Here is a 21,809-nt window from a genome sequence, read left to right on the forward strand (position 1 = left end):
GATCGGATTTCCGGTATGACCACCACGTGGGCGGAGCGCCGGAAGGCGCGGATCGACGACCTCTCCGCCGGGCGCAGCCTCAGCTCGGAGGCATTCCGGCGGCTGCGCAGCGACCCGGTGGCGATCGCGGGCGCAGTGATCGTCGGCCTGTTCGTGGTGGTCGCCGCGTTGGCACCGCTGATCGCCCCGCACGGGCCGGCCGAGGCGTTCCCGCAGCTGCAGCAGAACCTGCGGCCGGGCTCGATCCCCGGACCGCAGGACGGCTTCCCGCTGGGCAGCGACCAGCTCGGACGTGACTTCTTCTCCCGGCTGATCCTGGCCGCGCAACAGACGCTGCTGGTGGGCGTGCTCGCCACGCTGATCGGGCTCGCGGCCGGCATCGTGATCGGCGCCCTCGCCGGCGCGTTCGGCGGCTGGGTCGACACCCTGCTCATGCGTATCACCGACGTCCTGCTGGCCATCCCGAGCCTGCTGCTCGCGATCTCGGTGGCCGCGTTGGCAGCGAGCCCGTCGCAGACCACGGTCATCATCGCGGTGGCGATCGTCGGCGTGCCGATCTTCGCGCGGTTGCTCCGCGGATCGATGCTCGCGCAGCGGGAGAGCGACCACGTCGTCGCGGCCACGGCGCTGGGTGTGAAGCGGAGCGCGGTGGTGCTGCGCCACATGCTCCCCAACGCGATCGGGCCCGTGATCGTGCAGGCCACGCTCACGCTCGCCACGTCGATCCTGGACGCGGCGGCGCTGTCCTTCCTGGGCCTGGGCGACGCCGACCCCGGTCGCGCGGAATGGGGGCTCATGCTCGCGCAGGCGCAGACCTACCTCGACGTGCGACCCGCGCTCGCCTTCTTCCCGGCAGCGGCGATCATCGTGGTGGCGCTGGGATTCACGCTCCTCGGCGAGTCGCTGCGCGAGGCCCTCGACCCCAAGGGGCGCCGATGAGCGAGCTTGCGAGTGAATCAGTGTCACAGCGCCTTCGCGATGCGTCGACCGAGCGCAGCGAGGGAGTGCGATGAGTGAGCTTGTGAGCGAATCAGTGTCACAGCGCCTTCGCGATGCGTCGACCGAGCGCAGCGAGGGAGTGCGATGAGCGAGCTTGTGAGCGAATCAGTGTCACAGTGCCTTCGCGATGCGTCGACCGAGCGCAGCGAGGGAGTGCGATGAGTGAGCTTGTGAGCGAATCAGTGTCACAGCGCCCGCGCGAAGCGCCGACCGAGCGCAGCGAGGGAGTGCGATGAGTGCTTTGCTGGAGGTCCGTGACCTGCAGGTCGCCTTCACCCGCCGCCGTGAGCCCGACACGATCGCCGTCGACGGGGTGAGCTTCGACGTCGCCCCCGGTCAGGTGGTCGGCCTCGTCGGGGAGTCCGGTTGTGGCAAATCGGTGACGTCGCTGGCGATCATGCGGCTGTTGCCCGCTCGCGGGGTGCGGGTCACCGGATCGGTGCGGATGGACGGCACGGATCTGCTGACTCTGTCCGAGTCGCAGATGCGGGAGCGCCGCGGCCGTGACTTGTCGATGGTCTTCCAGGACCCTCTCTCGTCGCTCAACCCCGTGATCCCGATCGGCCTGCAGGTCACCGAGGTGCTGCGCCGGCACCGGGGCATGGCGGGCGACAAGGCCCGCAAGGCTGCGGCCGAGCTGCTGGAGCGGGTGGGCATCCCCGACCCCCGGCGCAGGCTCGACTCCTACCCCCACCAGCTCTCCGGCGGCATGCGCCAGCGCGCCCTCATCGCGATCGCCCTCGCCTGCCAGCCGCGGCTGCTCATCGCCGACGAACCGACCACCGCCCTCGACGTCACGATCCAGGCGCAGATCCTCGGGCTGCTGTCCGAGCTCGTGCAGGAGACGGGTGCGGCCCTGATCATGATCACGCATGATCTCGGCGTCGTCGCGGGGCTGTGCGAGACCGTGAACGTGCTCTACAGCGGACGGATCGTCGAGCGCGCGCAGCGGCACCGGCTCTTCGGCACGCCGCGTCACCCCTACACGCATGGACTACTGGGCTCGATCCCGCGGCTGGACGCGCCGCCGGGGGAGGAGCTGGAGGCGATCCGCGGCTCCGTGGTCGACAACCTGCCGTGGGGCCACGCCTGTGCGTTCGCGCCGCGGTGCCCGCGGGAGATCGAACAATGCACCGAGGTCAGCCCACCGGTCGAGACGAGCGGTGGCCGGCTGCTGCGGTGCCACAACCCCGTTCCGGCGAGCGCGGAGTGACCGCCATGGAGACGAGCGAACCCCTGCTCGACGTCCGCGATCTCGCGGTCCACTTCCCGATCAAGCGCGGCGCCGTGCTCGACCGCACCGTCGGGCACGTGTACGCGGTGGACGGCGTCTCGCTGCACATCGGACGCGGCGAGACATACGGGCTGGTGGGCGAGTCGGGCTGCGGCAAGTCCACCCTCGGCCGGGCGATCCTGCGGCTCGTGGATCTGACCGCGGGGCAGGTGACGTTCGACGGCGTCGACGTGGCGCACCTGCGAGGTGAGCAGCTGCGCCGGATGCGTCGACGCTTCCAGATGGTGTTCCAGGACCCGATGTCCAGCCTGGACCCCCGCCAGTCCGTGGAGTCGCTGCTCACCGAGGGAATGAAGGCCCACGGGCTCTCCCGCGGCCCCGCGGCCGACGGAGCGCGCCTGCGCGAGCTCGTCGACTCGGTCGGGCTGCCGGCCGGCGCGCTGCGCCGCTACCCGCACGAGTTCTCCGGCGGCCAGCGCCAGCGCATCGGGATCGCCCGAGCGCTCTGCGTCGAGCCCGACCTGATCGTGGCTGACGAACCGGTGTCGGCGTTGGACGTCTCGGTGCAGGCGCAGGTCCTGAACCTGCTCGGCAGACTGCAGGCCGAGCTGGGCCTCACCTATCTGGTGATCGCGCACGACCTTGCGGTTGTGCGGCACGTGAGCGACCGGGTGGGCGTGATGTACCTCGGCGGGCTCGTCGAGGAGGCGCCTTCCCAGGCGCTGTACGACGATCCGCAGCATCCCTACACACGGGCCCTGCTCTCGGCCGTGCCGGTGCCGGACCCCGAGTTGGAGGACCGCCGGGAGCGAATCCTGCTCACCGGGGACCTGCCCTCGCCCGCCGCGCCCCCCAGTGGATGCCGCTTCCACACGCGCTGCCCGTGGCGTCAGCCGACGCGGTGCGACGACGAGCGGCCCCTGCTGCGCGTGATCGACGGAGCACCCGCAGGGCACCGGGTCGCCTGCCACTACGCGGAGGACATCCGCAGCGGACGACTCCAGACGCACCGCGTCGACGTCGAGGCGGTCGACGACGTCCTCGCGCCGGGCGCGGTGCCGGACCTGCCCGGCTCGGTTACGGAGATCCTGGGTCGCTGAGCGGTGCCGCCCTGCTGGGCTGTGTGGCCTCGGCAGATTCCCGCGCCCGGGCCCGGCGGGCCAGCAGCGCGCCGAGGATGAACGCAGCCGGCACGCCGACTATGACGCCGAGCAGCGGGTCACCCGTCGCCTTCCCGCCGACGTAGCCGATCAGGACGTACACCGCCGACCACAGCAGCGCGCCGAGCACCGACGCCCGCGCGACCGCGCGCCACGGCAGGCGTAGCGCGCCGCAGAGCAGCGTGGAGACCACGACTCCGACCGGCACGAAGTACGACGGCACGATCACCGCCGCGCCGGCCGTGCGCACCCGGGCCTCCACCCAGTCGGCCGCGCGTGCCCCTGCACGCCGACGCCGTAGTCGCGCGAGCAGCGCGGGACCGGCGTACCAGCCGATGGCGTACTTGACGAGGTCGCTGAGGAGGGAGCCGATCGCAGAGGCCACGATCACCAGCGGCAGCCACAGCGCACCTTCGGCCGACCACGACCCGCCGGCGACCAGCACCGGCTCGGCAGGAGTGAACGGAAGAGAAGTCCACAGCAGGACGACGAGATAGGCGGCGGTGGGATTCACCGGCAGCTGCACACAAGGACGCTACCTGATTTACGAACCGCACCTCGGAGCCGCACCGCTCGGATACGGCCGCCCAGGTAGCACTTCGGCTCCGGCCAGCGTGCATCCACGGGGATGGGGGACAGTCCTGTCCATGGACGAGCAGCAATTGGTGGCGACGCGGCGTGCTCTGCACGGCGTGGCGGAGAGTGTGATCGCCGGCCCGCAGTATCGCGCGCACGGCACGATCCGGCTGTCGGTGTGCTCCGGTGGGTTCGCCGGGGTGGCAGCACCGCTGCGGGTGCAGGGCACCGACCTCGTCGGCCCGGACGGCCGATGGCCGCTAGACGGGACGCTGCGCGAGCTGGGGAAGGCCGCCGGCGTGGAGGCCGGGCCACCCGAGGGGATCTACAGCGACACCTCGGGCGTCGACCTGGACGAGCCGTTGGCCGTGGACCCCTCGTCGGCCGCGCTGATCCTGGGCTGGTTCGCCCGCGGCGACGCCGGGCTGCGGGCGTTCGAGCCCGAGTCGAGCCCGGTGCTCTGGCCGGAGCACTTCGACCTCGGCATCTCCGTCGACGAGGTCAACTACGGGATCTCTCCCGGCGACGACGGGAACCCCCTGCCGTACGCCTACGTGGGTCCGTGGACGCCCCACGAGGGGGAGTTCTGGAACGCCCCGTTCGGCGCGTTGCGCTGGGCGAGCGACCTCCCTGACGAGGCGGCCGTGGTGGGGTTCTTCACCGAGGGCCGCAACCGGGCCTGACACGCGCGGGTACGGGTGCCCGGGCACCCGTACCCGCGCGAGCGGTCAGCGCATCGCGCGGTTGACCGCCGAGACCACGGCCTTGAGCGAGGCGTTCACGATCGAGCTGTCCACGCCGACACCCCAGAACACGGTGTCCTCCACGGCGCACTCGACGTAGGCGGCGGCCCGGGCGTCGTCACCCGCGGACATGGCGTGCTCGTGGTAGTCGAGCACGCGCACGTCGAAACCGATGCCGGCGAGCGCGTCGACGAACGCCGCGATCGGCCCGTTGCCGCTGCCGGTGATCTCGTGCAGGTCGTTCTCGACGCGCACGGTGGCGACGATCTCGTCGGTGCCCTCGCCGTCGCTGGTGAGTCGATGGCGGATCAGCTTCAGCGGCGTGACGCGGCCGAGGTACTCGGTGTCGAAGACATCGCGCATCTCCTTGGGGGAGACCTCGCCGCCCTCGGAGTCGGTGACCTCCTGGACCACGCGGGAGAACTCCATCTGGAGCCGCCGCGGCAGATCCATCTGGTGCTCGGCCTTCATGATGTAGGCGACGCCGCCCTTGCCGGACTGCGAGTTCACCCGGATCACGGCCTCGTAGGTGCGACCGATGTCCTTGGGGTCGACCGGCAGGTAGGGCACCTCCCAGCGGAACTGGTCCACCTCGACGCCGGCCTCTGCCGCGTCGGCGTGCATGGACTGGAAGCCCTTGTTGATCGCGTCCTGGTGGCTGCCGGAGAACGCCGTGTAGACGAGGTCGCCGCCCCACGGGTGCCGCTCGGGCACGTCCAGCTGGTTGCAGTACTCGACGGTGCGGCGGATCTCGTCGATGTCGGAGAAGTCGATCTGCGGGTCGATTCCCTGCGTGAACAGGTTCATTCCCAGCGTCACGAGGTCGACGTTGCCGGTGCGCTCGCCGTTGCCGAAGAGGCAGCCCTCGATGCGGTCGGCCCCTGCCTGGTAGCCCAGCTCGGCGGCCGCCACGGCCGTGCCGCGGTCGTTGTGCGGGTGCAGGCTGAGCACCACACCGTCGCGGCGGGCCAGGTGCCGGTTCATCCACTCGATCGAGTCGGCGTAGACGTTCGGGGTGGCCATCTCGACCGTCGCCGGCAGGTTGACGATCATCGGCGACTCGGGGGTGGGCTGCCAGACCGCCGAGACCGCGTTGCAGACGTCCACGGCGTACTCGAGCTCGGTGCCCGTGTAGGACTCGGGGGAGTACTCGAAGCGCCAGTCGGTGGCGGGGTACTTCTCGGCGAACCGCAGCACGTCCTCCGCGCCGTCGGTCGCGATCTTGGAGATGCCCGCACGGTCGGAGCGGAACACGACCCGCCGCTGCAGGATCGAGGTGGAGTTGTAGAGGTGGACGATCGCGCGGGGAGCGCCCTCACAGGCCTCGTACGTGCGCTCGATCAGTTCCGGACGAGCCTGAGTGAGTACCTGGATCGTGACGTCGTCGGGGATCAGGTCCTGCTCGATGATCTCCCGGACGAAGTCGAAGTCGGTCTGGCTCGCCGCGGGGAACCCGACCTCGATCTCCTTGTAGCCCATGCGTACGAGCAGTTCGAACATGCGGTGCTTGCGGGCCGGGCTCATGGGGTCGATCAGGGCCTGGTTGCCGTCACGCAGGTCGACAGCACACCACAGGGGAGCCGTGGTGATCCGTTTCTCGGGCCAGGTGCGGTCGGGCAGCGACACCGGCTCCACCAGCTCGTGGAACGGGCGGTAGCGGTGGATCGGCATATGCGAGCCGCGTTGCGGATTCCAGACGGGTTGATCGTCGGGAGCGGGGCGGGACGGCTTGCGCAGCCTGCTGGACGTCGACGAGCTGAAGGCGTCGGGCGAGGTGGTCATGCGGGGTGTACTCCTGTGGTGGGCCGATCAGGCTTGGTGACGTGACCGGCGCGCACGTCTGATCCCCGCGACGAGGGGCCGGTCGGTCAGACCCCGCCGCGGCGACGAAGGAGCAGGAGCGCCACGCCTTCGAGGTTAGCCCCAGCCGGGGGGAGTTCCGCAAGCGCCCTGTGTCCACCGCGTCATCCCATTGGGTGATACCGGCTGGTAGGAGGAGGATGCGGAGCGTGTCACTATGACCGTGTTCGTGTCGGGGTTCGTGTCGTGGGGTGCTTCGTGCGGGTACAACGGAGTACAGGAGCGAGTGCCATGGGGAGGTCGTTGTGACAGTGGGAACCACGGCACGGCGGGGCATCGACGGCCTGGCCAGTGTCCTTCGGATCGTCGGCATGCTGATCGTGCTGGTCCTGGTGCTGCACATCGTGCTCACGCTGCTGGACGCCAATCCGGCCAACACGATCGCCACGACGATCAACCAGCTGGCCGACACGTTCAACCTCGGCCTGTCGAACCTGTTCCTGCCGCCCGACCACAAACTCCGGATCGTGCTCAACTACGGCACGGCCGCCCTGGTGTGGTTCGCGATCACCAGCGTCGTGGTGCGCATCGTGCGCCGCATCCCCTGAGACTCTCGATCTCGCTGAGTCCCCAGGACTGAGCACCCTGCGTAGCGGAGTTCGTGCCTGCGCGCGGCCGTCGCTGATGCGAGTGGCCGTACCTGCTAGCGGGTGCTGTGGTGTGGACCATTCCAGTCGGTAGCGGGCATGCTGCCCGGTAATGTGGGATTCCGACCAGAACCTCGGCCGGTAGCGCTTGCGCGACTCTCGGTGAGGACGGTAGCCCACGGTGCCGCGCTACGTGGCATCAGGACAGGAGGTCGGCGGTGGCCCTCGTCGTGCAGAAGTACGGCGGATCGTCAGTCCAGGATGCGGATCGGATCAAGAAGGTCGCCGAACGGATCGTCCGCACCCACAAAGAGGGTCACGACGTCGTCGTGGTGGTGTCCGCCATGGGCGACACCACCGACGAGCTGCTCGACCTCGCCGAGCAGGTGTCGCCGGCCCCGCCGCCGCGCGAGATGGACATGTTGCTCACCGCGGGCGAGCGCATCTCCAACGCCCTCGTCGCGATGGCGATCCACTCGCTGGGCGCGCAGGCCCGTTCGTTCACCGGGTCCCAGGCCGGCATGATCACCACGTCCAAGCACGGCGACGCGCGCATCGTCCAGGTCACCCCGCAGCGTCTGCGGGATGCGCTCGACGAGGGCTCGATCGTGCTGGTCGCCGGTTTCCAGGGCGTGAGCCAGGACTCCAAGGACGTCACCACGCTCGGTCGCGGTGGTTCCGACACCACGGCTGTGGCCCTTGCCGCCGCCCTCGAGGCGGACGTCTGCGAGATCTACACCGACGTCGACGGCATCTACAGCGCCGACCCGCGCATCGTGCCCGACGCCCAGCGCCTCGACAGCATCACCTACGAGGAGATGCTCGAGATGGCGGCCTGCGGCGCGAAGGTCCTCCACCTGCGCTCCGTGGAATACGCACGCCGCTACAACGTCCCGCTGCGGGTGCGCAGCTCGTACAACGACAAGCCGGGCTCGCTCGTCAGCGGCTCGATCGAGGAGATTCCCGTGGAGAAGGCGATCATCACCGGGGTGTCGCACGACCGGTCTGAGGCCAAGATCACGGTGACCGGGGTGCCGGACACCCCCGGCATGGCCGCGCGCATCTTCCGCGTCGTGGCCGACGCCGACATCAACATCGACATGGTGCTGCAGAACATCAGCCACTCCGGCGCGCGGCGCACCGACATCACGTTCACGCTGCCGCGCACCGACGGACCGCGCGCCGTGGCCGCGCTCACCGCAGCCCAGGACGAGATCGGCTTCATCGAGGTGCTGCACGACTCCGAGGTCGGCAAGGTCTCGCTGGTCGGCGCGGGGATGCGCAACCACCCCGGTGTCACGGCCACGTTCTGTGAGGCGCTGTCCAACGCCGGTATCAACATCGAGACGATGAACACGTCGGAGATCCGGATCTCCGTGATCTGCCGCGTGGAGCAGCTCGACGCCGCGGTGCGTGCCCTGCACGCCGCGTTCGAGCTCGGGGGAGCGGAGCAGGCCGTGGTGCACGCGGGGAGTGGGCGATGAGCGAGTACCAGCAGGGAGAGGGCTCGCCCACCGGGGGGCCGGTCGTCGCGATCGTCGGTGCCACCGGTGCGGTCGGCACCACGATGATCGACATCATCGACGGCCGCGGGTCCGTTCCGTGGTCGGACATCCGGCTGGTGGCCTCGTCCCGCTCGGCGGGCCGGGTGCTGCCCGTGCGTGGCAAGGACGTCACCGTGCAGGCGCTCGCGCCGGAGGTCTTCGACGGCGTCGACATCGCGCTGTTCGACGTGCCCGACGAGGTGAGCGCGCAGTGGGCGCCGATCGCCGCTTCCCGCGGCGCCGTGGTCGTCGACAACTCCGGCGCGTTCCGCATGGACTCCGACGTACCGCTCGTCGTGCCCGAGGTGAACGCCGAAAAGGTCACCGAACGGCCCAAGGGGATCATCGCCAACCCCAACTGCACCACGCTCTCGATGATGGCCGCGATGGGCGCGCTGCACCGTGAGTTCGAGCTCGAGGCGATCGTCGTCGCCTCCTACCAGGCCGCGTCGGGCGCGGGGCAGGCCGGGATCGACCGGCTCTACGCCGAGCTCTCCGCGGTGAGCGGCCACGAGGTCGGGATGCGCGGCGGCGACGTCGCCGAGGCACTGGCCGATGCCGGTCTCGATCCCACGGCTTCGCCGTTCCCGGCGCCGCTGGCCCTCAACGTGGTGCCGTGGGCCGGGTCGCTCAAGGACGACGGGTGGTCGTCGGAGGAGCTCAAGGTCCGCAACGAGGCGCGCAAGATCCTCGGCATTCCCGACCTCAAGGTGTCGGCCACCTGCGTGCGGGTCCCTGTGGTCACCACGCACTCCCTCGCCGTGCACGCCACGTTCGCGCGTGAGGTGTCGGTGGACGCGGCGCGCAAGGTGCTGAGCGAGCAGCCCACGATCGTCCTGCGCGACGACCCCGCCGCGGGCGAGTGGCCCACGCCCGCCGACGCCGTGGGCGGCGACCCCACCTGGGTGGGGCGTATCCGGCAGGCGCTCGACTTCCCCAACACCCTCGAGCTGTTCGTGTGTGGCGACAACCTGCGCAAGGGCGCCGCGCTCAACACCTACGAGATCGCGGAGACGGTGGCCGCGCGGCTCTGACGCGCGGCACGCGGGTGGCCCGGCTCAGCCGGGCACCCGCAACCGGGTGATGATCGCGCGGTGATCGCTGCCCGCGATGTCGTGCACCTCGAACGACTCGGCGGTGATGCCGTTGTTGGCGATCACGTGGTCGATCTGCGGCCCGAAGAGGTTGCGGAATCGCGGTGTGGGGCCCCACGTCGGCACGAGGCCCTGGCCGGTCTGTGCCCCGGCGTCGCCGCATCCGGCGATCGCGTCGCGCAGTACCGAATGGTCGAGTGTGGCGTTGAAGTCGCCCGCGACGATCGCCGGGGTCGGGGCAGCGCACCACTGCTGGAGCAGGCCGAGATCCGAACGCCAATCCGGCACGCTGCCGGGCACCGGCGCCACCGAGTGGAACGCCGCCACGCGCATGCCGCCCAGGCCCGCCCCGCTGAGCTCGATGTACGGGAACGCCGAGGTCTCCGTGCCGATCCGGGCCTGCACGTCGCCGAGCCGATCGGACACCGCGGTGGTGACACCTTCGACATCTCGTCGGCGCGACCCGATCGAGCTCTCCAGGTGGTAGCCCATGGGCTCGATGAGCGGCCGGAGCCGGTCGGCGTAGCGCCCGCCCGCCTCGCTGAGCGCCACCACGTCCGGCCGTTCCTGTTCGATCAGCGCGGCGACCTGCTGGACGTCGGCCCTTCCCTCGAAGGTGTTGAAGGCGAGGACCGTGAGCGGCGTGCCGCCGGCGGGTACCGGATCGGCCACCAGGCGTGGCACGAGCATCGCGACGCCCACGAGCAGCACCAAGACCACGCCGTCGACGAACGGCAGCACACGCCGTTCGAACACCATCACCACGAGCAGGAGCACGAGCAGCCCCGCGACCCCGATGAGGATCCACGGCCGGAACGGCACGAGCTGCGTGAAAGGGCTGCGCTGGTCCAGCCCGAACAGCAGGTCGGGCAAGGCGACCACGGCCACGAGGAGCGTGAAGACGACCGCCGCCACGTAGCGCAGGGCGTCTCTGCGGCGGGAGGAGGAAGGAGCCGATGGCGGACCCGGCGGTGGTGCTGGGGCCTGCAGACGGTCCGGCGGCGCGGTCATCGGCACCGAGTGTGCCTTAGATCGGTTGAGAGCCCACTGAGGGTCCTACCCCGATCGAGGCAACCTCCGGGGTGTTCTGCCTGCGCAGATGAGCGCCCCTGCGGGCGAGGAGTGCCGCGACTCCGGCGACCGTGATGCCGGCGAGCCCCACAGTGATCACGGCCACAGCGGGCGACCCGACGTCGATCAGCAATCCGGCGACCGGCGTGCTGATCGCAGCCCCCACGGTGATGGCGGATCCGTGCAGCCCGGTGACCAGACCGCGGGCGTGCTCGGGAGCGAGGCCGCTGACGGCCTCCGAGCTGGCCGCGAGCGACGGTGCGCAGAGCAGGCCCGCGGGCACGAGCAGGAGTGCGTAGGACCACCAGGGGCCGGCGGCGGCTACCAGCAGCGTGGCCACTCCCATGCAGGCGACCAGCACGAACAGCGACGGTGAGCGGCGGGCGGCCCCGTAGAGGAACCCTCCGGTGAGCGACGAGATGCACCACACCGCGTTGACGACCGCGATGGCCGCTGCCTGTCCGCTCGTCTGCAGCCCGGCGATCATCGAGATCTCGGTGCCGAAGATCAGCACGACGGCTGCGGTGGTGGCCAGCAGTGCCCCGAGCAGGCGCAGGTCGAGCCACTCGCGCACCGGGCCGGGCCGGGCGGCGCCCGAGGTCTCCGGGGCTCGGGTGGGCGGGTTGAGCAGCCAGAGTGCGACGCCTGAGGCGACCCAGCCTGCCCCGACGATCCACATGGCCGTGCTGGTGGCCAGCTGCAGCGCGAGGAGCGTGCCGACGGCGGGACCGATGATGTAGGACATCTCGACCGACATCGAGTCGAGCGCGAAGGCAGGCCTGCGGTGCTGTGGGGGCACCATCGCGCCGAGCGACTGGCGCACCACCGAGTACACCGGCATCCCGAGCAGGCCGCCGAGGAACGCCCCGACCAGCAGCGCGGGATAGGACAGCCACGGGGCGACGGTCCAGAACACCGCCTCGGCGCACAGCGTGAGCGACAGCATCGTGCGCAGCCCTCGCCGGTCGACCAGCCTGCCGAGCAACGGCGCGCCGACGGCCATCCCGATCGTGGAGGCCGCGCCGACGAGACCTGCGGCTGCGTAGCCGTGCTCGAGGGTGAGCACCACGTGCAGGGTGAGCGTGATGGCGGCGGCCGACGGAGCGATGCGCGCGAGGAACGAGACGGCCGTGAGCGCCGCGACCCCGGGCAGTGCGAGAACGGTGCGGTAGGCGGCCAGGCCGGCAGTGCCCTCGTCGCTGCCCTCGTCGCTCGGTATCACGTGGACATAGTGGACCGGGGGCCCGACAAATCTCGACCGAGTTCGGGCACGCCGGGCTCTCGGACCACATTCGGTCAAGGCCAACCGGACGTGCGCGCGGAGATCCCCTTCGTGGCGCCGGGATCGGCATATGGTGCCGCTCCGACCGGCCCCTTGTCTGCTGCCCTCACGTCCAGGAGGACCCATGCCAAGACCGATCCGTGGTGCAGGAATCGCCTGCGTGGCCGTCGTCGCGGTCGCGCTCCTCGGTGGTTGCAGCGGGACCGGGGAGGCGCCCGCGGGTTCCCCGGCGGCCGAGAACGGGGCGGCCGCTGCAGGCGACCCCGTAGCGCTTCTCGCCGGCGCGGCTGCCGCCACGTTCGCGTCCGGGTCCACCCGTTTCGCGCTCCAGATGCAGGTCAGCTCGGGTGGTCAGGACACCACGGCCAGCGGGGCGGGTAGCTACGACTTCGCCCGGAAGGTCGGGGACGTCTCCGTGACCACCACCGGCACCGCTGCGCAGCGCAGCCAGGTCGACGTGATCATGGACGGCGCCACGTTCTACACGCGCCTGCCGGGGCAGGAGGGCTGGACGCGGACGCAGGCGCAGGGCGCCGCCACGGGTGGTCAGCAGTACGACCCGGCCCAGCAGCTCGACATCCTGCAGAAGGTGTCGAGCGACGTGCGGCTCGTCGGCGTCGAGGAGCTGCGGGGTGAGCAGGTGCGCCACCTGACCTTCACCATCGACCCGGCGTCGCTGGCTGCGGCGTCCGGGATGGCGGGCGACGGGGCGGCCGCGCTTCAGCGCGGTGGACCGATCGCGGGCGACGTCTACATCGACGACGCGGGCCGCGTGCGCAAGCTGCAGACCCGGATGACCATGGACATCGCAGGGTCGACCACCGCGATGAACGTCGTGTCCGAGTACATCGAGTTCGGCGTGCCCGTCACCGTGCAGGCGCCGGATCCGGCGACGGTGCGCTGATCAGCCCTTGACGCTGCCGGCGAGCAGTCCGCGCACGAAGTAGCGCTGCAGCCCGAGGAAGACCAGCAGCGGGATCACGATGGAGACGAAGGCGCCGGCGGCGAGCAGGTGCCAGTCGGCGCCGCGGGTGCCTGCGAGGTCGGCCACCCGCACCGTCAGCGGCGCGACGTCCGACGTTCCGCCCGCGAAGACGAGCGCGACCAGCAGGTCGTTCCACACCCACAGGAACTGGAACACGGCGAACGCCGCGATCGCGGGCTTCAGCAGCGGCAGCATGATCGTGGTGAAGATGCGCACGTGCCCGGCGCCGTCCACGCGCGCGGCCTCCACGAGCTCCTCCGGGATCTCGCGCATCGCGTTGTGCAGCAGAAAGATCGCCAGCGGCAGCGCGAACGTCGAGTGCGCGATCCACACCGTCCAGAACGTGTTGTTGAGGCCGCTGCCCACGAAGATCTCCAGCAGCGGCAGCAGCGCCACCTGCAGCGGCACGATCTGCAGCGCGAAGATCCCGACGAAGAGCGTGTCGCGCAGCGGGAACTTCGTCCATGCGAACCCGTAGGCCGCGAGCGTGGCCAGCACGATCGGGATGGCCACCGAGGGAAGCGTGATCAGCACCGAGTTGACGACGTAGCCGATGAGCGGCTGGTTCCCGCCGAAGAGCACCTCGGCGTAGTTGTCGAAGGTGACGCTCGGGTTGGCGAAGAAGGTCCACCAGCCGGTGCGCTGCACCTCCCGCTCGGGGCGGAACGAGGAGAGGAACAGGCCGAACGTCGGGATCGTCCACAGGACGGCGATCACGATCGCCGCGAGCGATGCCCACGGCGAGGACAGCCGGCGGCGAGCGGTCGCGGCCCGCGTCGTGGCCGCCGTGACGATGTCGGGAGTCGCGTCATCACGCGTGTCGAGCAGCGTCATCGCGCGTCCGCCTTCCGCATCTGCCGCACGTTGTAGATCACGATCGGCACCACCAGGAGGAAGAGCAGCATGGCCAGGGCGGAGCCCATGCCCAGGTCGGAGAGTCGGAAGCTCTGCACGTAGAACTCGTTGGCCACGACGCTCGTGCCGAACTGGCCTCCGGTCATCGTGCGGACGATGTCGAAGACCTTGAGCACCGCGATGCTGATCGCGGTGACCACCACGACCACGGCCGGCCGGATGCTCGGCAGGGTGATGTACCAGAACAGGCGCACGCCGCCCACTCCGTCGAGCCGCGCGGCCTCGACGATGTCGCTCGGGATCGCCTTGATCGCGGCCGAGAGCACGGTCATCGCGAACCCGGCCTGGATCCAGATCATCACCACGATCAGCAGCAGGTTGTTCCAGGGCTGTTGCAGGATCAGGTTGACCGGCTCGAAGCCGAGCCAGACGAGGAACTGGTTCACCAGCCCGGTCTGCTGGATGTTCTGCTGGTTGGGCCGGTACTCGTAGACGAACTTCCAGATGATCGACGCCCCGACGAACGAGATCGCCATCGGCAGGAAGATCAGGGCCTTGGCGAACGACTCGAAGCGCGTGCGGTCCACCAGCACCGCGTAGACCAGCCCGATCGCCGTGGCGAGGATCGGGGTGACCACGACCCAGAGCACCGTGTTGCGCAGCACGACGAGCAGGTCGGGCTGGGTGAAGATCCGCACGTAGTTGTCCAGGCCGATGAACCCGGCGCTACGGGCGTCGAGGAGTGACTGCACCGCGGTACGCCCCGCCGGGTAGAGCAGCCCGACGAGGAGCAGCAGCAACGCGGGCGTCGCGAACGCGATACCGGCGACCACGTCGGTGCGGCGGCCCTTGGCGCGGCCTGCCACCAGGAGCACCGCGCCGAGCACCACGGCGAAGACCGCTGCTGCCACGAGAAGTTGGAGAAGCTTGTCCAGCAGGGTCATGCCGGCTCACCTCCGAGCACACCGAGGGGCACGCCCCGGGACGGACGGCCCGGCGCCCGCTCGGGGCGCCGGGCCGTGTGGCGCGGTTCCTACTGGCCGGCGGGCCAGGACTGTTCGATGAACGTCAGCGAGTCCGCTGTGCTCTTGCCGGTGATCCAGTCGGTCATGCCCCGCCAGAACGTGGCAGCGCCGACCGCGGCCGGCATCAGGTCCGACCCGTCGAACCGGAAGGTGTTGCCCTCGTCCTGCAGGATCTCGGCCGAGAGCCGGTCGATGGGGCTCGACAGGTTGGCCGGGTCGAAGCCGGTGTTGGCGCTCACCCAGCCGCTCTGCCCGAGAGCCGAGCCCGCCTTGGCCTTCTCGTTGGCCCACTCCGGCGAGGACAGGTAGGCCTGGAAGGCCTGGACCTCGGGCCGGTCGGAGAACGCCGCCACGAACTCTGCGCCGACGAGGATGGTCTGCGGTGAGGCCGGGTTGATCGGCGGGAGCTCGAACGCGTAGACGTCGCCGTTCTCGGTGATGTCGGTGCCCTCGGGCCAGTTCGCCGCGTAGAAGTTCGCCTGGCGGTGCATGTAGCAGGTCTCGTCGAGGATCGGCAGGCCGCCGTCCTGGAACGTGGTGGTGGCGATCGAGGAGACGTCGCCGAGCCCGCCGTTGACGTACGCCGGGTTCTTCAGCACCGAACCGACGCGGTCGAGCGCGGCGTTCACCTGCGGGGCGTTGAACGGGATGGCGTGGCTGACCCACTGGTCGTAGACCTCCGGGCCGTTCTCCCGGAGCATCACGTCCTCGAGCCAGTCGGTGAGGGGCCAGCCGGTGGCCTCGCCGGAGCCGATGCCGGCGCACCAGGGCTTGCCGCCCTCGGCGACGATCCGGTCGGAGAGCGCGATCATCTCGTCCCAGGTCGTCGGCACGGTGTAGCCCTTGGCCTGGAAGGCCTTCGGCGAGTACCAGACGAACGACTTCACGTTGGCGCCCAGCGGGGCGGCGTAGAGAGTGCCGTCGACGCTGCCCGCCGACTTGAAGGTCTCAGGGAAGTACTGGTCGACGTTGGCGGCGACGCCGGCAGGGGCCGGCTTCACCGCGCCCGTCTGCCGCACGAGGGTGGCCAGGAGGCCGGGCTGGGGCACGTACGCGATATCCGGCGGGCTACCCGCCTGCACCCGGACGGGGAGCTGGGCCTCGAACTCCTTCGAGCCCTCGTACACGACCTTGGCCCCGGTGCACTGCTCGAAGGGCTTGTACGAGTCGATGTGCGGCTGGTCCTCGGGCTCGACGATCGAGGTGTAGACCGTGATCGTCTTCCCGTTCAGGTCTCCGTACTGGGCGTAGGCACCGCATTCCGGGGCAGGCCCGGTGGGGCCGCCACCCGCGACGTTGCTCCCGCTGCAACCCGCGATTACGAGCCCCAGAGCGAGGACCCCGCTCGCGAGGCTCGCCGCGCGCCCTCTTGATGGCACAGCAGGCATCACATCTCCGCTTCATCGGGGAAGGACGGGCGCGTGCCTCGCACCCGGGAATCACGCCATGGAAGCGGTCGTGCACGGAAACGGGCAATAGCGGACAGTAACGATAACGTAACCTCACGCTACGTGCTCAATGGCCACTCAGGGTAGTAGGTCTGTCCTGATCGTGATCGGCATGGCACTCTTCGATCGCTACTCCCTCACACTCGGATCGTCCGGCACGTTCCTGCCGGTGGAAGGAGCACAGCATGGCTGCTGTGACCTATGACAGCGCGAGCCGGATCTACCCCGGCTCCACCGTTCCCGCTGTCGACTCGCTCGACCTCGAGGTGGCCGACGGGGAGTTCCTCGTCCTGGTGGGGCCGTCCGGTTCCGGCAAGTCCACGGCCCTTCGGATGCTCGCCGGGCTGGAGGACATCGACAAGGGCTCCATCCACATCGGGGGCCGTGACGTCACGCGGGTGCCGCCCAAGGACCGCGACATCGCGATGGTCTTCCAGAACTACGCGCTCTACCCGCACATGACGGTCGCCGAGAACATGGGCTTCGCGCTCAAGATCGCCGGGCAGTCCAAGGCCACGATCCAGGAGCGGGTCATGGAGGCCGCGAAGATCCTCGACCTCGTCGACTACCTCGAGCGGCGCCCCAAGGCGCTGTCCGGTGGTCAGCGTCAGCGCGTCGCCATGGGCCGCGCGATCGTGCGCCAGCCGCAGGTGTTCTGCATGGACGAACCGCTGTCCAACCTGGACGCCAAGCTTCGCGTCTCCACCCGCACGCAGATCGCGTCATTGCAGCGCCGTCTCGGCACGACCACCGTCTACGTCACCCACGACCAGGTCGAGGCGATGACGATGGGCGACCGCGTCGCGGTGCTCAAGGACGGGCTCCTGCAGCAGGTCGGCACCCCGCGCGAGATGTACGACAAGCCTGCCAACGTGTTCGTCGCCGGGTTCATCGGCTCACCCGCGATGAACCTGCTCCCGGTGGAGGTCGACGGCGACACGCTGCACTTCGGCGGCGCCGACCTCCGCGTGCCTCGGCAGGCAGCCGACGCCGTGGGCGCCACCCGGTCGGTCACGGTCGGCGTCCGGCCCGAGGACATGGACATCGTCGAGAGCGGCGCCGGTCTGCTCACCGAGGTGGAGGTCGTCGAGGAACTCGGCGCCGACGCCTACGTCTACGGCAGCACCGAGGTGGGCGGCGAGCGCCGCGCGGTGATCGCGCGGGTCGACGGGCGCACGCCGCCGAACAAGGGTGCGGTGTTGCACCTCGCCCCCCGCGAGGGCGCGCTGCACATGTTCGCCGGCGACACCGGTGAGCGCATCGAGATCTGATCGAGCCCGTCCGAGCGGCCCCGGGACCAGCGGTTCCGGGGCCGCTCGGCGTTCAGGCGACCGGGGCCGGAAGCGCGGCCCGCAGGTGCACCTGGTCGTCCACGATCTCCGCGCACGGCCGCAGCCCCGCGCGCCGGAGTAGCCGGGTGACGCCGAGATCGTCGGCACGGGCCACTCCGGTCAGCTCCGTCATCCCCTGCTCGGCTGCCGTCTCCGCCACCTTGCGCAGCAGGGCCGTGCCCAGCCCCCGGCCTTGCCAGGCGTCCTCCACCAGGACCGCGGCGCGGGCAGTGCCCGCCCCGACGCCGTCGAGGTTGGCGATCCCGACGGCACTACCGCCGTCGACCGTCACCGCGAGCACGGCCCGGCCGTACTCGGACCCCACGCCGAGGAGCGCCTCGAGCTCGCCGGGGGCGAGCTGACGCGTGGGACTCAGGAACCGGGACCGCCGCGAGTGCGGAGCGCAGCGCGCGTGCAGTGCCGCCACGAGCGGGGCGTCGCCGTCGGAGGCGGGTCGCATTCGCACCTCCGATCCGTCGCGCAGCAGGAGGATCCGGTCGGGGGATGCAGCGCGTGCCGGGGCGCGCATCGCGAGCTGGGTGGCGAGCTCCAGCAACGCGGCCGCCCGCGAGAGCTCGGTGGCCGTGAACGGCCAGGCCCGGCCCAGCCGCAGCTGCTGAGCTCCCACGCGGATGACGTGCGTGTGCCCGTCGTCGTGCTCGGCGGACGGGTCCACCAGTCGCGCTCTGAGCATCGTGGCCACCGCGCGCGGTGCGCTGCCCGGATCCGCCGCGACCATCCGGGCCAGGGCCAGCGCGGTGGTGGCGGGGTCGGAGAGCTCGGTGGCGTCGGCGCGCACGAGGAGCGTGCAGGGGATCTCGGCGCCCTCCACCGCTTCGACGAGCATGGCCGGGTCGGCCGACTCCGGCACCTTGACGAGCAGTTCGTCGGTGATCGAACCGTCGTCGGCAGGCTCGCCGACCACGTGCAGGGAGATGATGTTGCAACCGGCCGCCCCGACCGCCGTGGCCAGCTCGCCGAGCCTGCCGGGCCGGTCCTCCAGCTGGACATGCACCCGCCACAGGGCCATGAACGCCACCTCCTCGGGGGTCGGGTCCCCAGAGTTCCTTGGAGATGTTTCGTGGCCGCTAACGAACAATGACAGCGCTGGATCCCGGAGATAGGTTGTGCACGACATATTCTCGAGAAAAGGCGGGTTCATGGCAGAGGCGATCTACACCGCTGAGGCGACATCCACCGGTGGAGGCCGTGACGGTCACGTTCGCTCCTCGGACGGCATCATCGACCAGGACGTGAAGTTCCCGAAGGAGATGGGTGGGCCCGGAGGCGCCACCAACCCCGAGCAGCTCTTCGCGGCGGGCTACTCCGCCTGCTTCCACGGCGCCCTGCGCCTCGCCGGCAAGAACAAGGGCGTGCGTATCCCCGACGGCGCAAGCGTCGACGCCGCCGTCGGGATCGGCCGCGACGACACCAGCATGGCGATCAGCGTCGCCCTCACCGCTCACCTGCCCGGCCTCGACCAGGCCACGGCGGACGACCTCGTCGAGGCCGCCCACCAGCTGTGTCCGTACTCCAAGGCCACCCGCGGCAACGTGGACGTGCAGCTGAACGCGACGGTCTGACCCATCGGCGGATACGGATGCTTCCCGCATCCGTATCCGCGCAGGGCTGTGTCAGGCCACCGCCCGCAGCGCGAAGGCGATCTCGGTGGCGATGTGGCGCATGGTCTCGTCCACCACGAGCGAGCCGTGGCCCGCGTCGAAGCGGCTGACCTGGTAGTGGACGTCGCCCCGGGACGTGCCCACGAGCGGCTCGACGCCGCTGCGCTCGGCGAGCGCGTCCAGGTAGTTGTCGACCTGCCGGATCGGGCACCGCGGGTCGTTCTCCCCGGCCAGCACCAGCACGGGGGCGCGCACCTCGGCCACATAGGTCAGCGGCGAGGCCACCCGGTAGGCCTCCGGGCGCTCCTGTGGTGACCCGCCGAACAAGGCCCGGTCGAACGCGCGGAGCTGCTCCATCTCGTCGGCGTAGGCCGTGAGGTAGTCGGCCACCGGCACCCCCGCGAGCGACGCGGCCCAGCGGTCGGGCTGCGTGCCGGCGGCCAGCAGCGCCAGGTAACCGCCCCATGACCAGCCCTCGACCACACAACGCTTCTGGTCGACGAGCCCTGACTCGACGCACTGGTCGAACACCGCGGCCACGTCCTCCAGCTCGGTGATCCCCGGCCTGCCCTCGATGGCGTCGCGCCACGCCGAGCCGTACCCGGTCGAGCCTCGGTAGTTCACCTCCACGACGACGAACCCGGCGTCCACCCAGGCGGCGCGGGCCGCGCTGAAGCGATCCTCGTCGGCCGCGTGCGGGCCTCCGTGCAGGCTGAACACGGCAGGCGCCGGGCCCTCCACGCCGGACGGCCGGGCGACGAGCGCGTGCACCCGGCCACCGGGCCCGTCCACCCAGAGGTCCTCGACCGGCACCGATCCTGGCGCACGCTCCCCGGGCGGTGCGATGAGCACGTGGTCGGTGCCGTCCGGGCGCAGGGCGCGCACCGCGGGGGGCTCCGCAGCCGACGAGCACGTGTACTCGACCGTGCCGTCCGGGCGGACCTCTGCCGATCCGATGCATCCCGGCGCCACGGGCAGCTCCGTCAGCTCGTCCGTGTTGAGGTCGTAGCGGTGCAGGCGGGTGCGGGCGGCGTGGGTGTGCCAGACGAGCAGGCTGCGGCCGTCGGGGTAGAAGTCGGCCACGATCTCGCCGGGCAGGTCGAGCGGCAGCTCCCGCTCCGTGTCGGCGGGGACGTCCCAGATCAGCAGCTCCTCGCGGCCGTGGCGTTCGTGCAGCAGGAGCAGCCGCCCGTCGCCGGCGATCGGGGCGAACGCCAGCGGGGTCAGGCCCTTCCCCTCGCCGTCGGACTTCTCGGCCACCGTGCCGCCGTCCGACACCCTGAGCACGCGCACGGAGGGGTGCCGGGAGTCGCCGTGCTCGGAGTGGCTGATCGCGAGCAGCGTCTCGTCCTCGGAGAGCGCTCCGACGCCGGCGTCCTCGGCATGCGTGTAGATCACCTCCGGCGGGCCGTCGCCGCGGTGCAGCCAGATCTTCGTGCCGTCGTCGGTCGAGGTACCGACGGCCACCACCCGGCGGCCGATCTCCAGGCCCGCCGGGTAGCCGTCCTCGACACCCGCGACGGCGGCGGCGGCCGTGGCCCCGTCGGTGAGTCCGGCGAACGGCTCGGTCACCCAGTGCCCGAACTCGTCGCCGTCGGTGTCGGCGAACCACCACACCGTCCCGCCGTCGGGCGGGAGGGTTGCCGTGAGCGTTCCGCTGCGGCGATCGGTCACCTGCCGGTGCGTGCCTGCCGCGCGGTCCCAGACGTAGACCTCGGTGGTCCCGCTGCTGTTGGACGTGTACACGGACCGGTCGGGGGCGTCGCGGGCCCAGCCCGGCCGCGACATCCGCGTGGCGGTGAACCGCGCGCGCCACCGCTGCTCGCGCTCGTCGTCGAAGAGCCGGTCGGGGACGGGTGCGGCAGGGTGTTCGGTCACGGTTTCGATCCTGCCGCACGTTGCCCGGACACCGGCGTGTCCATGGGCCCACGGTTGAATCTCGTCGTGCGGATTCGGGGGACCACGACCGGCGGCCGTCTGATGGGGCCGCGCCTGGCGGCGACGCTGGTGGCGATGGTGCTTCTCGTCGTCGGATGCGGAACGGCGGGCACTGGCGCTGCCGCGCCCGTCGTCACGGCCGACGGTGTCCAACGGGTGGAGGTGACGTTCGCCGGCGGAGCAGTCACCGGCGGGGTGCGGCGGTACGCGGTGCCGCTCGGGTCCACCGTCGACCTGGTGGTGGCGAGCGACGTGGCCGAACAGGTGCACCTGCACGGCTACGACCGGATGACCTACGTCACCGCGGGCGCCACCGCCACGCTGCGCTTCGCGGCCGACCTGCCAGGGGTGTTCGACGTCGAGATGGAGGGCAGCGGCACCCCCCTGACGCAACTCCAGATCGCCTAGCCGGGGCGGGGCGTGCGTCGATCACCTGCGTGCGTCTCCGCGTAGGG

20 protein-coding genes are annotated in these 21,809 nt (G+C 70.7%); 11 read left to right on the top strand and 9 right to left on the bottom strand.

Annotated elements, in window-relative coordinates; genetic code table 11:
* Positions 1–15 precede the first annotated feature (15 nt).
* From ACQPZQ_RS01580 to ACQPZQ_RS01590, 3 genes are all read left to right on the top strand, one after another.
* Positions 16–939, top strand: coding sequence for an ABC transporter permease (locus ACQPZQ_RS01580; protein ID WP_433291246.1), 924 nt, complete (start codon positions 16–18; stop codon positions 937–939).
* Positions 940–1,231: 292 nt separating this feature from the next.
* On the top strand, positions 1,232–2,212 hold the full coding sequence (locus ACQPZQ_RS01585; protein WP_433291248.1) for an ABC transporter ATP-binding protein: 981 nt from the start codon (positions 1,232–1,234) through the stop codon (positions 2,210–2,212).
* Positions 2,213–2,217: 5 nt separating this feature from the next.
* Positions 2,218–3,333, top strand: coding sequence for an ABC transporter ATP-binding protein (locus tag ACQPZQ_RS01590; RefSeq protein ID WP_433291250.1), 1,116 nt, complete (start codon positions 2,218–2,220; stop codon positions 3,331–3,333).
* On the opposite strand, the gene ACQPZQ_RS01595 is transcribed toward ACQPZQ_RS01590, so the two are convergent.
* Positions 3,311–3,919 (bottom strand): DedA family protein, encoded by a 609-nt coding sequence (locus tag ACQPZQ_RS01595; RefSeq protein WP_433291252.1) that lies wholly within the window; start codon positions 3,917–3,919, stop codon positions 3,311–3,313. The two genes, ACQPZQ_RS01590 and ACQPZQ_RS01595, sit on opposite strands and share 23 nt — an antisense overlap.
* A 121-nt stretch (positions 3,920–4,040) precedes the next feature.
* On the opposite strand from ACQPZQ_RS01595, the gene ACQPZQ_RS01600 reads away from it, so the two are divergent.
* Positions 4,041–4,652 carry a hypothetical protein gene (locus tag ACQPZQ_RS01600; RefSeq protein WP_433291254.1) on the top strand — a complete coding sequence of 204 codons (612 nt, stop codon included), beginning with the start codon at positions 4,041–4,043 and terminating at the stop codon, positions 4,650–4,652.
* Positions 4,653–4,697: 45 nt separating this feature from the next.
* On the opposite strand, the gene leuA is transcribed toward ACQPZQ_RS01600, so the two are convergent.
* A complete protein-coding gene (gene leuA, locus ACQPZQ_RS01605; RefSeq protein WP_433291256.1) occupies positions 4,698–6,494 on the bottom strand; it encodes a 2-isopropylmalate synthase in 1,797 nt (598 codons plus the stop codon).
* A gap of 323 nt (positions 6,495–6,817) precedes the next feature.
* Here leuA and ACQPZQ_RS01610 point away from each other — a divergent pair, with 323 nt between their 5' ends.
* The 3 genes from ACQPZQ_RS01610 (at position 6,818) to ACQPZQ_RS01620 (ending at position 9,737) form a co-directional block, all read left to right on the top strand.
* Positions 6,818–7,120: a hypothetical protein gene (locus tag ACQPZQ_RS01610; protein WP_241040474.1), complete on the top strand. Its 303-nt coding sequence runs from the start codon at positions 6,818–6,820 to the stop codon at positions 7,118–7,120.
* Between the two features lie 257 nt (positions 7,121–7,377).
* Complete coding sequence (locus ACQPZQ_RS01615) at positions 7,378–8,643, top strand: aspartate kinase (RefSeq protein ID WP_433291258.1); 1,266 nt, start codon at positions 7,378–7,380, stop codon at positions 8,641–8,643.
* Positions 8,640–9,737 carry an aspartate-semialdehyde dehydrogenase gene (locus ACQPZQ_RS01620; RefSeq protein WP_433291260.1) on the top strand — a complete coding sequence of 366 codons (1,098 nt, stop codon included), beginning with the start codon at positions 8,640–8,642 and terminating at the stop codon, positions 9,735–9,737. Before ACQPZQ_RS01615 ends, ACQPZQ_RS01620 begins: the two co-directional genes overlap by 4 nt.
* 24 nt (positions 9,738–9,761) lie before the next feature.
* On the opposite strand, the gene ACQPZQ_RS01625 is transcribed toward ACQPZQ_RS01620, so the two are convergent.
* The gene (locus ACQPZQ_RS01625) at positions 9,762–10,712 is read right to left on the bottom strand and encodes an endonuclease/exonuclease/phosphatase family protein (protein ID WP_433291262.1); all 951 of its coding nucleotides are present in this window, start codon (positions 10,710–10,712) and stop codon (positions 9,762–9,764) included.
* Positions 10,713–10,824: 112 nt separating this feature from the next.
* On the bottom strand, positions 10,825–12,090 hold the full coding sequence (locus ACQPZQ_RS01630) for an MFS transporter (RefSeq protein ID WP_433291264.1): 1,266 nt from the start codon (positions 12,088–12,090) through the stop codon (positions 10,825–10,827).
* Between the two features lie 184 nt (positions 12,091–12,274).
* Between ACQPZQ_RS01630 and ACQPZQ_RS01635 the strand changes: the two genes are divergently transcribed.
* Positions 12,275–13,054, top strand: a complete 780-nt coding sequence (locus ACQPZQ_RS01635; protein WP_433291266.1) for a hypothetical protein — start codon at positions 12,275–12,277, stop codon at positions 13,052–13,054.
* Here the strand turns inward: ACQPZQ_RS01635 and ACQPZQ_RS01640 are convergent, their stop codons facing one another.
* The 3 genes from ACQPZQ_RS01640 to ACQPZQ_RS01650 form a co-directional block, all read right to left on the bottom strand.
* Positions 13,055–13,969: a carbohydrate ABC transporter permease gene (locus ACQPZQ_RS01640; RefSeq protein ID WP_433291268.1), complete on the bottom strand. Its 915-nt coding sequence runs from the start codon at positions 13,967–13,969 to the stop codon at positions 13,055–13,057.
* Positions 13,966–14,934: a carbohydrate ABC transporter permease gene (locus ACQPZQ_RS01645; RefSeq protein WP_433291271.1), complete on the bottom strand. Its 969-nt coding sequence runs from the start codon at positions 14,932–14,934 to the stop codon at positions 13,966–13,968. Before ACQPZQ_RS01645 ends, ACQPZQ_RS01640 begins: the two co-directional genes overlap by 4 nt.
* 89 nt (positions 14,935–15,023) lie before the next feature.
* Positions 15,024–16,403, bottom strand: coding sequence for an ABC transporter substrate-binding protein (locus ACQPZQ_RS01650; protein WP_433291273.1), 1,380 nt, complete (start codon positions 16,401–16,403; stop codon positions 15,024–15,026).
* A gap of 245 nt (positions 16,404–16,648) precedes the next feature.
* On the opposite strand from ACQPZQ_RS01650, the gene ACQPZQ_RS01655 reads away from it, so the two are divergent.
* On the top strand, positions 16,649–17,734 hold the full coding sequence (locus ACQPZQ_RS01655) for an ABC transporter ATP-binding protein (protein ID WP_433291275.1): 1,086 nt from the start codon (positions 16,649–16,651) through the stop codon (positions 17,732–17,734).
* Positions 17,735–17,786: 52 nt separating this feature from the next.
* Here ACQPZQ_RS01655 and ACQPZQ_RS01660 read toward each other — a convergent pair whose 3' ends face one another.
* Entirely contained in the window at positions 17,787–18,824 is a 1,038-nt protein-coding gene (locus ACQPZQ_RS01660; protein WP_433291277.1) for a GNAT family N-acetyltransferase, read from the bottom strand.
* Positions 18,825–18,954: 130 nt separating this feature from the next.
* Between ACQPZQ_RS01660 and ACQPZQ_RS01665 the strand changes: the two genes are divergently transcribed.
* Positions 18,955–19,377 carry an organic hydroperoxide resistance protein gene (locus tag ACQPZQ_RS01665; RefSeq protein WP_433291279.1) on the top strand — a complete coding sequence of 141 codons (423 nt, stop codon included), beginning with the start codon at positions 18,955–18,957 and terminating at the stop codon, positions 19,375–19,377.
* Positions 19,378–19,428: 51 nt separating this feature from the next.
* Here ACQPZQ_RS01665 and ACQPZQ_RS01670 read toward each other — a convergent pair whose 3' ends face one another.
* Positions 19,429–21,294, bottom strand: coding sequence for a prolyl oligopeptidase family serine peptidase (locus ACQPZQ_RS01670; protein ID WP_433291282.1), 1,866 nt, complete (start codon positions 21,292–21,294; stop codon positions 19,429–19,431).
* Positions 21,295–21,360: 66 nt separating this feature from the next.
* Here ACQPZQ_RS01670 and ACQPZQ_RS01675 point away from each other — a divergent pair, with 66 nt between their 5' ends.
* Entirely contained in the window at positions 21,361–21,762 is a 402-nt protein-coding gene (locus ACQPZQ_RS01675; RefSeq protein WP_433291285.1) for a hypothetical protein, read from the top strand.
* The last annotated feature ends 47 nt before the right edge of the window (positions 21,763–21,809 follow it).

It is taken from the genome of Pseudonocardia sp. CA-142604 (assembly GCF_050948475.1).
Lineage (GTDB): Bacteria > Actinomycetota > Actinomycetes > Mycobacteriales > Pseudonocardiaceae > Pseudonocardia > Pseudonocardia alaniniphila.

Coding starts and splice junctions, on each gene's coding strand:
- ACQPZQ_RS01660 (WP_433291277.1), bottom strand. CDS start 18,824: ATGGCCCTGTGGCGGGTGCATGTCCAGCTGGAGGACCGGCCCGGCAGG.
- ACQPZQ_RS01600 (WP_433291254.1), top strand. CDS start 4,041: ATGGACGAGCAGCAATTGGTGGCGACGCGGCGTGCTCTGCACGGCGTG.
- ACQPZQ_RS01620 (WP_433291260.1), top strand. CDS start 8,640: ATGAGCGAGTACCAGCAGGGAGAGGGCTCGCCCACCGGGGGGCCGGTC.
- ACQPZQ_RS01655 (WP_433291275.1), top strand. CDS start 16,649: ATGGCTGCTGTGACCTATGACAGCGCGAGCCGGATCTACCCCGGCTCC.
- ACQPZQ_RS01665 (WP_433291279.1), top strand. CDS start 18,955: ATGGCAGAGGCGATCTACACCGCTGAGGCGACATCCACCGGTGGAGGC.
- ACQPZQ_RS01640 (WP_433291268.1), bottom strand. CDS start 13,969: ATGACGCTGCTCGACACGCGTGATGACGCGACTCCCGACATCGTCACG.
- ACQPZQ_RS01590 (WP_433291250.1), top strand. CDS start 2,218: ATGGAGACGAGCGAACCCCTGCTCGACGTCCGCGATCTCGCGGTCCAC.
- ACQPZQ_RS01645 (WP_433291271.1), bottom strand. CDS start 14,934: ATGACCCTGCTGGACAAGCTTCTCCAACTTCTCGTGGCAGCAGCGGTC.
- ACQPZQ_RS01650 (WP_433291273.1), bottom strand. CDS start 16,403: ATGCCTGCTGTGCCATCAAGAGGGCGCGCGGCGAGCCTCGCGAGCGGG.
- ACQPZQ_RS01635 (WP_433291266.1), top strand. CDS start 12,275: ATGCCAAGACCGATCCGTGGTGCAGGAATCGCCTGCGTGGCCGTCGTC.
- ACQPZQ_RS01580 (WP_433291246.1), top strand. CDS start 16: ATGACCACCACGTGGGCGGAGCGCCGGAAGGCGCGGATCGACGACCTC.
- leuA (WP_433291256.1), bottom strand. CDS start 6,494: ATGACCACCTCGCCCGACGCCTTCAGCTCGTCGACGTCCAGCAGGCTG.
- ACQPZQ_RS01585 (WP_433291248.1), top strand. CDS start 1,232: ATGAGTGCTTTGCTGGAGGTCCGTGACCTGCAGGTCGCCTTCACCCGC.